14 protein-coding genes are annotated in these 12,140 nt (G+C 67.4%); 7 read left to right on the top strand and 7 right to left on the bottom strand.

The genetic code is table 11. The annotated features are described in order from the left end of the window. Complete coding sequence (locus ABDZ81_RS01185; protein WP_343771981.1) at positions 1-660, top strand: helix-turn-helix domain-containing protein; 660 nt, start codon at positions 1-3, stop codon at positions 658-660. 149 nt (positions 661-809) lie between these two features. Then, a complete protein-coding gene (locus ABDZ81_RS01180) occupies positions 810-1,178 on the top strand; it encodes a cupin domain-containing protein (RefSeq protein ID WP_343771980.1) in 369 nt (122 codons plus the stop codon). 27 nt (positions 1,179-1,205) lie between these two features. On the opposite strand, the gene ABDZ81_RS01175 is transcribed toward ABDZ81_RS01180, so the two are convergent. Both ABDZ81_RS01175 and ABDZ81_RS01170 read right to left on the bottom strand, forming a co-directional pair. After that, positions 1,206-1,793 (bottom strand): CPBP family intramembrane glutamic endopeptidase, encoded by a 588-nt coding sequence (locus ABDZ81_RS01175; protein ID WP_377074795.1) that lies wholly within the window; start codon positions 1,791-1,793, stop codon positions 1,206-1,208. 108 nt (positions 1,794-1,901) lie between these two features. Next, positions 1,902-2,192, bottom strand: a complete 291-nt coding sequence (locus ABDZ81_RS01170) for a DUF5789 family protein (protein ID WP_343771978.1) — start codon at positions 2,190-2,192, stop codon at positions 1,902-1,904. 235 nt (positions 2,193-2,427) lie between these two features. Here ABDZ81_RS01170 and ABDZ81_RS01165 point away from each other — a divergent pair, with 235 nt between their 5' ends. Further along, complete coding sequence (locus ABDZ81_RS01165; RefSeq protein WP_343771977.1) at positions 2,428-3,462, top strand: cell division protein CdpA domain-containing protein; 1,035 nt, start codon at positions 2,428-2,430, stop codon at positions 3,460-3,462. 17 nt (positions 3,463-3,479) lie between these two features. On the opposite strand, the gene ABDZ81_RS01160 is transcribed toward ABDZ81_RS01165, so the two are convergent. The 4 genes from ABDZ81_RS01160 to ABDZ81_RS01145 all read right to left on the bottom strand — a co-directional run bounded on the left by ABDZ81_RS01160 (position 3,480) and on the right by ABDZ81_RS01145 (position 6,949). Beyond that, entirely contained in the window at positions 3,480-3,962 is a 483-nt protein-coding gene (locus ABDZ81_RS01160; RefSeq protein ID WP_343771976.1) for a Mut7-C RNAse domain-containing protein, read from the bottom strand. 11 nt (positions 3,963-3,973) lie between these two features. Beyond that, positions 3,974-5,725, bottom strand: coding sequence for a DNA polymerase/3'-5' exonuclease PolX (polX, locus tag ABDZ81_RS01155; protein ID WP_343771975.1), 1,752 nt, complete (start codon positions 5,723-5,725; stop codon positions 3,974-3,976). Further along, positions 5,722-6,186: a DUF5788 family protein gene (locus ABDZ81_RS01150; RefSeq protein WP_343771974.1), complete on the bottom strand. Its 465-nt coding sequence runs from the start codon at positions 6,184-6,186 to the stop codon at positions 5,722-5,724. The genes polX and ABDZ81_RS01150 overlap by 4 nt, the downstream gene beginning before the upstream one ends. A gap of 193 nt (positions 6,187-6,379) precedes the next feature. Next, entirely contained in the window at positions 6,380-6,949 is a 570-nt protein-coding gene (locus ABDZ81_RS01145; protein ID WP_343771973.1) for a hypothetical protein, read from the bottom strand. Positions 6,950-7,370: 421 nt separating this feature from the next. On the opposite strand from ABDZ81_RS01145, the gene ABDZ81_RS01140 reads away from it, so the two are divergent. From ABDZ81_RS01140 to ABDZ81_RS01130, 3 genes are all read left to right on the top strand, one after another. After that, positions 7,371-8,294: a rhomboid family intramembrane serine protease gene (locus ABDZ81_RS01140; protein WP_343771972.1), complete on the top strand. Its 924-nt coding sequence runs from the start codon at positions 7,371-7,373 to the stop codon at positions 8,292-8,294. A 29-nt stretch (positions 8,295-8,323) separates the two neighbouring features. Beyond that, positions 8,324-9,097, top strand: a complete 774-nt coding sequence (locus tag ABDZ81_RS01135; RefSeq protein ID WP_343771971.1) for an endonuclease V — start codon at positions 8,324-8,326, stop codon at positions 9,095-9,097. Between the two features lie 75 nt (positions 9,098-9,172). After that, positions 9,173-10,054: an SDR family oxidoreductase gene (locus tag ABDZ81_RS01130; RefSeq protein WP_343771970.1), complete on the top strand. Its 882-nt coding sequence runs from the start codon at positions 9,173-9,175 to the stop codon at positions 10,052-10,054. Positions 10,055-10,065: 11 nt separating this feature from the next. Here the strand turns inward: ABDZ81_RS01130 and ABDZ81_RS01125 are convergent, their stop codons facing one another. Beyond that, positions 10,066-11,331 (bottom strand): ArsA family ATPase, encoded by a 1,266-nt coding sequence (locus tag ABDZ81_RS01125; RefSeq protein WP_343771969.1) that lies wholly within the window; start codon positions 11,329-11,331, stop codon positions 10,066-10,068. A 129-nt stretch (positions 11,332-11,460) separates the two neighbouring features. Here ABDZ81_RS01125 and ABDZ81_RS01120 point away from each other — a divergent pair, with 129 nt between their 5' ends. Continuing rightward, on the top strand, positions 11,461-12,114 hold the full coding sequence (locus ABDZ81_RS01120; protein ID WP_343771968.1) for a DUF47 domain-containing protein: 654 nt from the start codon (positions 11,461-11,463) through the stop codon (positions 12,112-12,114). Positions 12,115-12,140 lie beyond the last annotated feature (26 nt).

Below are 12,140 nucleotides of genomic sequence, written 5' to 3'. Positions count from 1 at the left end.
ATGGCGACGGCGGCCTTTACCATCACACTGCCCGAGGGGGTCTGGATCGGCGACCTCTCGCGGGCCAACCCCGAGGCGGAGATCCGCGTACTGGCGGCGCTACCGGACGACGACGTCGGCGTCGGCCACGTCGAGATCCTGCACCCCGACGCCGAGTCGATCGTCGAGGCGATGCGCGCCGAGGCGTCGGTCACCGCCGTCGAGGTGTTCGAGGTTCACGACGGGCGCGCCCTGGTGCAGTTCCGCACCACGGAGCCGCTCCTGCTCGTGCCGATCCAGCGCACCGGCATCCCGATCCAGCTCCCCTTCACGATCTCGAACGGCGAACTCGACTGGGAGATCACGGCGCCCCACGAGCGGCTCTCGGAGCTCGCGACGCTATTTGAAGAGCTGGGCATCCCCTTCGAGGTCCACCACGTCCAGCAGAACGTCGACCTGCGCCAGCTGCTGACCGACACCCAGTCCGAGCTGGTCGACGAGGCGATCGAGCGGGGCTACTACGACACGCCCCGAGAGTGTACGCTGACCGAGCTCGCGGAGCAGCTGGACATGGCGCCCTCGACGATCAGCGAGACGCTCCACCGCGCCGAGGAGAAGATCGTCAAGGAGTTCGCGGGCGCCGGCGAGGAGGCGCCGGCGCCGATGCGCCAACGGCGGTGATCGGCGTCCGTCGGCGACCTTCGGTTCCAGCGGCGGCGCCCCCCGTTGCGGCGTCGGGACGCCGCTGTGACGGCGCCGCTTTGCCAACCCGAGGGCTGCCGAACATCTTCCCCCGAACCCCTACCGACGGCAGGCCCCGAGTGTCGGGTATGGTCGCGACCGACTTCGACGCCGAGCGAGAGTTCGAGGAGGGCTTTTCAGCGCAACCAGTCTACAGGAACGACCGGGTGAAGGTCGTCCTCGGGTTCTTCCGGCCCGAGCAGTTCATCCCGGTCCACGCGCCGAGCAGCGACCTGGTCGTCACGATCGTCGAGGGCTCGGGGATCGTCCGCGACGGCGACGAGGACCGTTCGGTCGAGCAGGGCGACGTCGTCGTCGTGCCGGCCGACGAGGACCGGGGGATCAAAGCCGGCGACGCGGGACTGGAGGCGACGCTCGTGACGGCGCCGCCGCCGACCGACGCCGAGCACGAACCGGTGCGCCGCGGGCTGAAGCAGGGGCAGTTCGAGCCGGAGTAGGCGGCTCGACCGTTTTTGAATGCGTTCTCAGAGCGGCACCGGCACCCACCGCAGCCAGCGCAACACGGCCTCGGGCGGGAACACGGGCGGACGAAGCACGAGGTAGTCGAGCAGCACCAGCCCGCAGCCGTGGGCGACGACGGAGGGCAGGATCGAGTCGCTGGCGTAGTCGACGGCGCCGAACAGCACGTCGGTCGGCCCCGACAGCGCCAGCTCGATCGGCGGCTTCCCCGAGTGCAACAGCGCGTAGACGACGGGGCTGACGAACACCGCCTTCGGGCCCAGATCGCGGACGCCGACGCAGAGCAGCCCCCGGAAGTACGTCTCGGTCGCCAGCGCGAGCAGGAACAACTTGATCGCGTGGGGGAGAAAGTCGCCGGGCGCCAGCGTCGTCTCCCAGAGCGGGTAGAACGTCCGGATCGAGGGGAGCGACGAGCCGACGACGTAGAAGGGGAGCACGAACAGCGCGAGCAGGACGGTGTTGCGGACCGCCGTCCGATCCACCGTCCAGCCGATACGCCGACCGTGAGTCAGGCCCAGCGCGAGCGGGCCGACGATGTACAGGAGGACGTCGTGGACGACCCGCTCGTCGAGCGTGTCGGTCTGCCAACGCACGTAGGCAAAGAGGATCAGCGCCGCTCCGAGGAACGCCCGCTGGACCCAGGTGAGCGCTTCGACGCGGCTGCGAGCGGTTCGGGTGAAACTCGTCACGAACGGTGAGTCTCAGCTCGTCTGGACGGGGCCGGTGCCGACGACGCCCTCGACGTCGTCGACGAACTCCTGTCGCCGCGAGAAGTACGTCGTCTCCACGTCGTCGAGCACGTCGCTCAGTTCTTGCGGGCCGTCGGGGGTCCGGATCGCGACGTCGCCCTCCTTGCGGACGACCTCGCTCTTCTGGATCGGCCACTCGAGTCGGGAGGCGACCCGCGCGAGCGGCGCGCCCTCGACCGGCGTGCGCTCGCCGAGTTCGACGGCGGGCGACTCCTCCTCGTCCTCCTCGGCGTCGTCTGACATGTGGTCGGCTTCGTCGGGGCGGCGATTATGCTTTTCGTTTCTCCACCTCGGCGACGGCGCCGAGCGGGTACGATTCTCGGCTCGCCGGATCGGCGTTCGGCCGCCCGAGGGGGCGATTCGACCGCTCGCGCCGGTTTTGTTTCAGGATCGACGCCCTCGGCCAATACGCGACGGCGCCGCGGGCGAGTGAGCGTCTGACGTAGTGTTATGTACCCGGAGCAACAATGCGTCGAGCATGACCAGCCTCGCTGACGTTTACGAGGGCCACGTCGGGGAGGTCCGGAACGTCCGGCGGCTCTACCTCGGCACGGGCCTGTTCCTCGCGGGCGCGGTGGTGACCGTCGTGGGGATGCTCGTCGCGACGACCGGCCTCGCTTCGCTCGTGGGCATCGACGGCCAGTTCGCACCGTACCGCTACGCCGGCCTGCTGGCGGGCCTGGGCGTCCCCGCCATCTTCGTCGGCGTCTCGACCGTCCTGCCGGCCAGCGCGCGGCTTCGCGCGGCCGCCGTCATCGGATCCAGCGTCACGCTACTGGGCGTCGCGCTGTTCTGGTACGCCTACCCCGCCCACTGGGACGGCTACGGCCAGAACCTGACGCTCGTCGTGATCGGCGTCTACTTCCTGGGCGTGATCTCGACGCTGGGCTGCCTGTTCGTCGGCATCGCCAACTTCAAGGAGCGAAACTCCCCCGGCGGAACCGTCTCGGTGCAGTACACCACCGAGGAGGGCGAAACCAGAGTCGTCGAAGTCGACCGCTCCGAAGTTCAGGACGGCGGCCTCGGCGGCGTCGGCATGCTCGGCGGGACGCCGGACGGCGACGTCGAGACCCAGACGAATCGGCCGGGGAGCGCCCGTTCCGACAGTGGCGGCCGCGGGCGATCGACCGGCCAGTCGGGACGTTCGAGCGGGCGATCGAGCGCGGACCGATCGACGGCGGGGGGCGCGTCGAACCGGTCCGGATCGACCGCGGGCGACACGACCGGGACCGGATCGAACGGCCGCCGCGACGGCAGGGGCGCGTACGGCGCGACCCGCGGCGGGACGGCGAGCGACGGCGGCGCGACGAGCGCGGACGTCTCGTTCCCGCTCGACGAGCAGTCCGACGCCGACGGCACGAACCAGAACCGCGATCTGGCGGATCGGTACTGCGGCAACTGCGAGCACTTCCGGTACGAGCGATCGAGCGAGGGGATGCAGCCCTACTGCGGCTACCACGGCACCGTCATGGACGACATGGACGCCTGCGAGGAGTGGGAGCCCAACAGCTGATCGGGCCTCGACAGCAGCTATTCTTCCGCACGCCCTCGAACCTCCGCGAGCGTCCGCTCGACGCGCTCCCAGTGGCTTCCCTTCCAGAAGTACTGTCCGCAGCTCGCACAGCGCCACAGGTCGTCGGTATCGTCCGGGACGTAGTCGGGGCGGGCGGTGCGGTCGGCATCGTTGGCGTCGCCCTCCGCGACGCGCTCCAGTCGACCGTTGCACCGCCCGCAGCGCGACGGTTCGGCGTCGAGCGTCAGGTCGAGTCCCGCGGCGGCGAGTTCGACGAGTTGGTCGACCGGCTCGCGCTCGGTCAGCAGGATGGCGTCGTCGGCGCGGGCGGCGAGTCGCTCGTCGCGCGTAACGACCGTTCGATCTTCGGCGTCTGCAATGGTGAGGACGGCTTTGTCCTCCTCGACACCGCGATCGAGAGCGTACGCGGCGTCGTGCCCGCACATCCGGAGAAACCCGCGCAGGCCGCCGCACATCGCGTCCAGGAGGATGCGAGCCATCGACCGGGCTCTCAGTGGAGGAACTCGCGCAGTTCCTCGACCGACCAGGCGTTGAGCACGTCGTCCTGTTCGGCCCAGCCGCGACGCGCGGTGTGGACGCCGTAGCGGACGTGCTCGAACTCGCCGGGGCTGTGGGCGTCGGTGTTGACGGCGATCGCGGCGCCCTCGTCGATCGCCGCTTTGACCGTCCGGCCCCAGAGGTCGAGGCGCGCGGGGTTGCTGTTGATCTCCAGGGCGGTCCCCGCTTCGGCCGCGGCGGCGGCGAGTTCCGGCACGTCCAGATCCAGTCCCGAGCGCTGGTTGAGCAGCCGGCCGTGGGGATGACCCAGCACGTCCACCGACGGGTGTTCGACCGCCCTGACGAGGCGGTCGGTTGCCTCGTCGATACCGGCGTCGAGCGCGCTGTGGGGCGACGCGATCACGACGTCGAGCTCGTCGAGCACGTCGTCGCCGGTCGAGAGGTCGCCCTCGGCGTCGATGTTCGCCTCGACGCCGGTCAGCACGTCGATCTCGGCGTCTTCGGCGACCTCGCGCACGACGTCGATCTGCTCCAGCAGTTCGTCGTCGTCCAGGCCGGTGTCGCCGAAGATGCCGGGCCCGCTGGCGTGGTCGGTCACCGCGAGGTAGTCGTGGCCGAACTCGGCGGCCGCGGCGACCATCTCCTCGATCGCGTAGCCGCCGTCGGACCAGTCGCTGTGGGTGTGCAGGTCGCTCCGGATCTCGTTCTGGGTCACGAGGTCGGGCAGGTCGCCCTCGGCGGCGGCCTCGATCTCGCCGAGATCCTCGCGGAGCTCCGGCGGCATCTGAGGCAGCCCGAGCGCGTCGTACATGCTCTCCTCGGTCTCGCCGCCGATGCGCTCGCCGACGCGCTGGCCGCTATCGGGATCTTCGACGTCGGAGATGTCGAACGCGCCGTACTCGTTGAGCTTGACGTCCCGGTCGAGCGCGTAGTTTCGCAGGGTGACGTTGTGGTCCTTGCTCCCCGTGAAGTACTGGAGCGCGCTGCCGAACTCCTCGGGGACGACGACGCGCAGGTCGACGCGGACGCCGCCGCCCGCGCGGACGCTGGCCTTGTGCTCGCCGGCCTCGATCACGTCCTCGACGCGCTCCCAGTCGCTGAAGGCCTCGACGACGGCCTCGCCGTCTTCGCTCGCGGCGAGCACGTCGACGTCGCCCACCGTGGCTTTCCAGCGCCGGATCGAGCCCGCGACCTCGCAGCGCTCGACCGTCTCGCGGGCTCGGAGGTGGTTCAGCAGGGCGTCGGCGAGCGGTCGGCCGTCGCCCAGCAGCTCGCGCTCGCGGGCGGACTTCGCGAACTCGATGTTCTCCAGGATGTTCTGTTCGGTCTTGGCGCCGAAGCCCGACACCTCCTGAATCTTTTCCTCGCGGGCCGCTCGGTCGAGGTCGGCGAGCGTCCGGACGCCGAGCTCGCGGTACAGCGTCCCCACCGTCTTCGGGCCGACGCCCTCGACGCGCGTGAGCGCCCCCATCTCGACGGGGAGTTCGTCGCGCAGTTCCTCCAACTCGCCGATCGTGCCCGTCTCGACGTACTCGACGATCTTGTCCGCGATGGCGTCGCCGACGCCGTCGATGTCGTCCAGCTGGTCGGGATCTTCAGCGGCGAGGTCGGCGACCGAGGCGGGATGGTCTCGGATGTTCTCCGCGGCCTTGCGATAGGCTCTCGGTTTGTACGCCACGTCCTTGGCCTCCAGCAGGTCGGCCATCTCTTCGAGGGCGCCGGCGACCGCGTCGTCGGTCGTCATCCGCCGCGCCCCCGTCCGGCGCCCCCGCCGAGGCGTCCGGAGCTGGCGTCCTCGTGGCCCAGCGCCTGCTTGAGGAACGACATCCAGCGCTTCCGGTCGGCGGCCTCCTGCGCCTGCTGTTCTCGTTCGAGGTCGGTCGGGCCGAGGCTCTCTAACCCGTTGAGCGCCCGGTCGATGCCGACGATCGACCGCACGAGGCGCTCGCCCTCCTCGAACGTGATGTCGCCCTCCTCGATCTTCTGGCGGCGCTCCAGGCGCTCGCGTCGCAGGTTCTTCTTCGCCCGATCGACCCGCTCGCGCTCGCCGGGCGGGATCGTGTCCCGGCGCTTGATCTCGAAGACGAACTCCCGCAGCTCGACCTGCTCGCCCTGGACGTCGATGCGCTCCGGTATCTCCGCGCCCACCGTGGCGCCCTCCCGGTCGAGGCGCTCGATGAGCTGCTTGCGCTCGTACTCCTTCACGGCCGTAGGTGGGGGCTGCACGGTGAAAAAACCAACTAGCGACGCGAACGCAGGGATGGATTGATTCGGAGCGGATCACGTTCGTTAGCGACGGAAGGGAGCGATTCGATCTGTCGAAGCACTCTTCGTTCGATCCCCGGGTAGAATCCGTGCGAGAATGCTCGCGACCGCTTCCGTGGAGTATGGAGTGGTCCTACCAGTACGGGGCAGGAATAGCGGGGACTCCTACGGTGAATATGTACCAAGCTATAAATGAGAGCGTCAGTACGATAGCGGAAACGAACATATAGAGGAATATTTTGTTGTACTCTTGTTCAAGTGAGGGGTTTCGACTCACCTCCTTCTGGGATTCTTCTGTGGTGAAAGTAACGAACGAGCACGAGCTGATTGAGTTAGACCCGCTGTATTTCGACTGGATATGTCTCCATTGATCGTACTGACGGCCTGGTAGGTTATTGCCGATATAGATCGTGGGGACCGAAGACTCGGATTTGTAATTGCGGCTAACGATTGCCACCTCAGTTTGTGAAAACTGCGTGAATATTTTGATAGCTATCTCCTCATTTATGAGTAAATCTTTTGAATTGTCTCGTGGAGTTTCTTCAATGGTGGCGATCTGATCCGAGAGTAACGATTGGAGCGTGGTTTTGATGCTATTCGTGAGTTCTGCAGCGGTATCTACGTTAAACTCTCTAAATTGAACTATCAACTGTATATCTTCCTCTAACGAACCCCCGTTTTGATCGCCGTCCTGTACCTTCATGATTATCTATTACATATATCTATGTATGCCTTTCATATTTATCTATTGGTCCAGATGGTAATTGGCGTTCAATATCACACGGATAGTCATCGGACCGAATGCGTCGCTGTAACTCCGGCCGATGGGAAATCTCCAGTATCAGTTCTCAACGAAGTAGCTCCGACGACAACTACTGATAGATGGGTTCGATTCCGGCCAGGAGCGGTTGGGGCTTTTGGGAGCGCACTCTCCGAACGTGATACGGATATCCGCCGCAGGTATCGCGAACGGGCCGACTCTGGTCGAGGTGAATCCGTTCGATCCGACGGCCGAGAACCTCGACGGGACCCGCCGACAGGTCGCTCGTTCCTCGAGCCGAAGCCCCGGAAAATACCACAGCGGACCGCAAGCCCCTTTGGACCTCCCCCCGAACCCTCGACAAATGGCGACGTGTGACCAGTGTGGGCGGGACGAGAATATGCCGTACAACTGCAACCAGTGCGGCGGCACGTTCTGCTCGAAACACCGCCTACCCGAGAATCACGACTGTCCGGGGCTGGACCAGTGGAACGACCCGGACGGCGTCTTCGACAGCGGCTTCGACGACAGCGTCCAGAACCAGGGCGGGCGGTCGAAGAGCATCGCCGATCGGATCGGTATCGACACCGGCCCCGGCGGCCCGCTGGGCTACTTCCGCGGGAACATGACGTTCGTGTTCCTCGTGCTGATGTGGCTGACGTTCATGGCGCAGTTGGTCGCCGAAGCGACGCTGAACGTCAGCAGATACTGGCCCGCCGTGTTCTCGGTGAACACGATCCACATCGAGTACGTCTGGACGTGGGTGATCTCGGTGTTCGCCCACGGCGGCTTCGGCCACATCGCGATCAATAGCATCATCATCTACTTCTTCGGCCGGCTGGTCGAGGACTACATCGGCTCGCGCGACTTCGCGATCCTGTTCATCGTCAGCGGCGTCCTCGCCGGGCTGGGCCAGACCCTCATCGCGCTCGCGATGGGGGAGGTTTCGTTCGGCCTCGGCGCCAGCGGCGCCGCGCTCGCCCTGATGGGCGTCCTGACGATCCTGAACCCCGACCTGAAGGTGTACATCTGGATGGTGCTTCCGGTGCCGGTCTGGGTGCTCACCGTGTTCTACGCAGGCTACTCGGTGCTGGGAATCGGCGCCGGGATCGCTCCCGGCGTCGGCCACCTCGCACACCTGATCGGGCTGGCGATCGGCTTGCTGTACGGCAGCCGCGTGAAAAACGAGATCAGGACGCCGAATCAGGTGCGATTCGGCGGCGGTGGCGGCCCGGGCGGCCCCGGCGGCCCCGGCGGCCCCGGCGGCCCCGGACGCGGCCGATTCTGACGCCCAGCAGCCGATTTTATTCGCCACTCATGGTTTCAGTCAAACGCCCCGACCTGCTTCCCGACCCCGGGCTCTCCCGCGAGGAGATGGAGTCGCTCCAGCGCGAGATCGCTGACGAGGCAGTCTTTGAGAACGACCTCTCCTTCGACCCAGCCGTCATCACCGAGGGGCCGCTCTCGATGCCTGGTGAGGAACCGCCGCTGGTCGCCGGCGTCGACCAGTCCTTTCTCGACGACCGGGCGATCAGCGCGATCGTCGTCTCGCGGGGCGGCGAGGTCGTCGAGCAGGTCTACGCCGTCACCGACCTGTCGATCCCTTACATTCCGGGCCTGCTGTCCTTTCGCGAGGGCGGGCCGATCGTCGACGCCTTCGAGGAGTTGAGCGCCGAACCGGATCTCGTCCTGTTCGACGGGAGCGGCCGGATCCACTTTCGCGAGGCCGGCATCGCGACCCACATGGGCGTCGTCTTCGACGTGCCCAGCGTCGGCGTCGCCAAGAGCCTGCTCTGTGGCACGCCGGTCGACGCCACGGACGATCTGGTGGAGGGCGCCCGCGTCCCGATCGAATCGGACGCCGACGTCACGGCGCCGAACGGCACCGTCATCGGCCACGCCGTCCAGACGCGCCAGTACGAGTCCGGCAGTCAGTCGATCAACCCGCTGATCGTCAGCCCCGGCCACCGCGTCGACGCCGACGCCGCGACCGACCTCGTGCTGGCGCTGACCAGCGGCTACAAACTCCCCGAACCCACGCGGCGCGCCGACGCCTACGCCGAGGAGGCGAAGTCGCTGCTCGACGCCTGAGTACGGCCTGCAACAACCACGACCGTCGTCGCCGTTTCGCACACGCTTTTTTGCTCGGGCCCTGAACGTTTCAGTATGGCCGACACGGAATCCGACGAGACGACCGGCGAGGAGCGCCGGTCGGGAGAGAGCGTCCGCAAGACCGTCCTGATCACCGGCTGCTCCTCGGGGATCGGACGCGAGAGCGCGCTGGCGTTCCTCGACGACGGCTGGACGGTGTACGCCACCGCCCGCGACGTCGAGGACATCGCCGCGCTCGACGAAGCGGGCTGCGAGACGGCCGAGTTGGACGTGACGGACGAACACCAGTGTCGATCGGTCGTCGAGCGCGTCATCTCCGAGACGGGCCGCGTGGACTGTCTCGTGAACAACGCGGGCTACGGACAGATGGGCCCGGTCGAGGAACTCCCGACCGAGGTCGTCCACGAGCAGTTCGACGTGAACGTCTACGGCCCTCATCGACTGATCCGCGCCGTCGCGCCACACATGCGCGAGCGCAAGACGGGGACGATAATCAACGTCTCCAGCGTCGCCGGCCGTCTGTCCTACCCCGGCAGCGGCGTCTACAGCGGCTCGAAGTTCGCGCTGGAGGCGATCAGCGACGCGCTCCGGGCCGAACTCGATCCCTTCGGCGTGGACGTGGTGGTGATCGAACCCGGTCCGGTCGACACGCAGTTCGAGGACCGGGTGGTCGACGCCGCGGAGTCGAACACCGAGCGGTCGGGCGCCTACGAGTGGTTCTACGACGTGATGGAAGACACCCAGATCCTCGGCGGGGGCGGCGTCGGCGCCGTGTCCGCCGAGACGGTCGCGGAAGCCATCCTCGACTCGGCGACCCGGACCTCGCCGCCCGCGCGGTATCCGGTCGGCCCGGTCGCGAAGTACGGCGACTACGCCCGCTTCCTCCCGGACTCGGTGCGCGACCGGCTGTACGGCGTCGTCCGACGGCTCGTCTGAGTGGGTTCGCCCTAATCGAGACAGCGCGCGACGATCCGCAACATTCGCTCGCCCCGAACTTCGTCGGCGAATAGCGGAACGCGCTTGATGTCGTGGCCGCGGAACAGGTCCTGCGCGGACGCCAGCGCGTCCTGCTGGACGTCCCAGCGGCGCTGGCAGAACTCGCAGGACTCCAGATTCGGCGAGACGAACTGCGAGGTGTCGACGTCGTCGGTCACGTCGGCGAGGTTCTCCATCACCTTGTTGACGACGACCGTTCCGACGGGGATCTCGAACTCGTCGAGTTGGCTCACGAGCCGCTGGCTCTCGACGACGCTCATCTCCTCGGGCACCATCACGACGCGGAAGTCGGTCTTGGCGGGGTCTCGCAGCGTCCCGCGGAGCTTCTCGATGCGATCCTGGAGCTCGCGGAGGTCGTCGATCCCCTCCTCGTCGGTCGGATCCTGCCCGCCGAACATCCCCTTGATGCCGTCGACCATCCCGCCGATGCGCTCCCGAAAGGCGACCATCCGGCCGACCATCGTGTCCATGATCTCGGGCAGTTCGAGCAGGCGCAGCGTGTGACCGGTCGGCGCCGTGTCGACGACGACGCGATCGAACCGCGGATCGTCCATGTACTCGACGAGCAGCTGCATCGCCGCGGCCTCGTCGGCGCCCGGCATCGCACCGCCCATCAGCGCGTCCATCGGGCCGTCGCCGCCGAGCATCTCGCCCAGACCGCCCATCGGGCCGCCGCCGGCACCGCCCATCGGGCCCGTGTCGCCGGCCTGTCCCGCGCCGCCGGCCTGTCCTGCACCGCCGGCCTGTCCCTCCGTCCCGAAGGGATCCGCCTGGCCGGTCGCGTCGTCGGCGCCCGACCGGCCGCTCTCGTCGGACTGCCCGCCCATCCCGAACGCCGAGGCGGTCTCGGCCATCGCGTCGTCGGGGTCGATCTCGGCGGCCCACAGCGGCACGTCCTCGCGGATGCGCTCGGGGCGGGGCGAGATGTCGGTCTCGAACGTGTCCGACAGCGAGTGCGCCGGGTCGGTCGAGACGACCAGCGTCGCCGCGCCCGACTCGGCGCTGGTCAGCGCGGTCGCCGCGGCCATCGTCGTCTTGCCGACGCCGCCCTTCCCGCCGTACAGCACGTAGTCGGGCGCGTCCGGCGAGAGGTCGTCGACCGCCCCGACGTCGATTCGGGGGTCGTCGTCCTGGTCGGAGCGGTCCGGCTCGTCATCCGGCAGGTACTCGGTATCGTCGTCCACGTTATCGACGGGCTCGACGTCCAGCGAGTTCATGCCCGAGGGTATCGGCCAGGGACTTGTGTACTCGTCGGTCGGGATCACCGGCTGTCGCCTACGTACCGCTACCGAGCGACACGCACCGCTCATAGCAACGGTTTACGATCCCGGGTTCAGTCCGAACGTATGGCATCGCAAGACTGGGTGACGGACGACAACGAGCGGTTGCGGGCGTTCTTCGAGTCGGTGCGAGAGTGCGTCAACTTACTGCCGACGCTGATGAGCCAGTATCGCCGGGACGACGAGGCGTTCGCCGAAACTGTCGACCGGATCGACGCCATCGAATCGCGGTGCGACTCGCTGGTGCGGGGACTCCGACACGAACTGGTCACGACCGACGCCGCGGGCTCGTCCGCCGGCCGGACGCTTCAGTTGCTCGACGACGCGGATCGGATCGTCTCCCGAGCGGAGTGCTTCGCCAAAGAGCTGGCGGCGATCCGTCCCGACCTGCCCGTCTCCGTGGACGGCGCACTGCTGGATATGGCTCGCACGACTAGCAAAGCGACTGAGCTGTTCGTCGACGCCATCGACGAAGAGATGCTGCTTCGATCGGGCGATCGGATCAGCGGCCGGTGCCAACGCGTCCGGACGCTCGAACGCGAATGCGACGAGCGCAAGTACGAACTTCTCGACCGGTTGTTCCACGATCCGCGGGTCGACGATCCGCTGCTGCTCAAGGAGTTCGTCACGACGTTCGACGAGATTCCCAACGCCGTCGAGGACGCCGCCGACCGGTTACTGTACGACCGGGGGCAGAGTCCGTCGGACGACGGCGCGTAGTCGCAGCCGCGGTCGCTCGCCGATCC

This window comes from Natronoarchaeum mannanilyticum, from assembly GCF_039522665.1.
Classification (GTDB): Archaea; Halobacteriota; Halobacteria; order Halobacteriales; family Natronoarchaeaceae; genus Natronoarchaeum; species Natronoarchaeum mannanilyticum.
Note: the sequence above shows the minus strand (reverse complement) of the source record. Positions and strands in the feature narration are given on the sequence as shown.

Excerpts from the sequence above, each read along its gene's own strand:
- ABDZ81_RS01185 (WP_343771981.1), top strand. The coding sequence starts at position 1 with ATGGCGACGGCGGCCTTTACCATCACACTGCCCGAGGGGGTCTGGATC.
- ABDZ81_RS01180 (WP_343771980.1), top strand. The coding sequence starts at position 810 with ATGGTCGCGACCGACTTCGACGCCGAGCGAGAGTTCGAGGAGGGCTTT.
- ABDZ81_RS01170 (WP_343771978.1), bottom strand. The coding sequence starts at position 2,192 with ATGTCAGACGACGCCGAGGAGGACGAGGAGGAGTCGCCCGCCGTCGAA.
- ABDZ81_RS01165 (WP_343771977.1), top strand. The coding sequence starts at position 2,428 with ATGACCAGCCTCGCTGACGTTTACGAGGGCCACGTCGGGGAGGTCCGG.
- ABDZ81_RS01160 (WP_343771976.1), bottom strand. The coding sequence starts at position 3,962 with ATGGCTCGCATCCTCCTGGACGCGATGTGCGGCGGCCTGCGCGGGTTT.
- polX (WP_343771975.1), bottom strand. The coding sequence starts at position 5,725 with ATGACGACCGACGACGCGGTCGCCGGCGCCCTCGAAGAGATGGCCGAC.
- ABDZ81_RS01145 (WP_343771973.1), bottom strand. The coding sequence starts at position 6,949 with ATGAAGGTACAGGACGGCGATCAAAACGGGGGTTCGTTAGAGGAAGAT.
- ABDZ81_RS01140 (WP_343771972.1), top strand. The coding sequence starts at position 7,371 with ATGGCGACGTGTGACCAGTGTGGGCGGGACGAGAATATGCCGTACAAC.
- ABDZ81_RS01135 (WP_343771971.1), top strand. The coding sequence starts at position 8,324 with ATGGTTTCAGTCAAACGCCCCGACCTGCTTCCCGACCCCGGGCTCTCC.
- ABDZ81_RS01130 (WP_343771970.1), top strand. The coding sequence starts at position 9,173 with ATGGCCGACACGGAATCCGACGAGACGACCGGCGAGGAGCGCCGGTCG.
- ABDZ81_RS01125 (WP_343771969.1), bottom strand. The coding sequence starts at position 11,331 with ATGAACTCGCTGGACGTCGAGCCCGTCGATAACGTGGACGACGATACC.
- ABDZ81_RS01120 (WP_343771968.1), top strand. The coding sequence starts at position 11,461 with ATGGCATCGCAAGACTGGGTGACGGACGACAACGAGCGGTTGCGGGCG.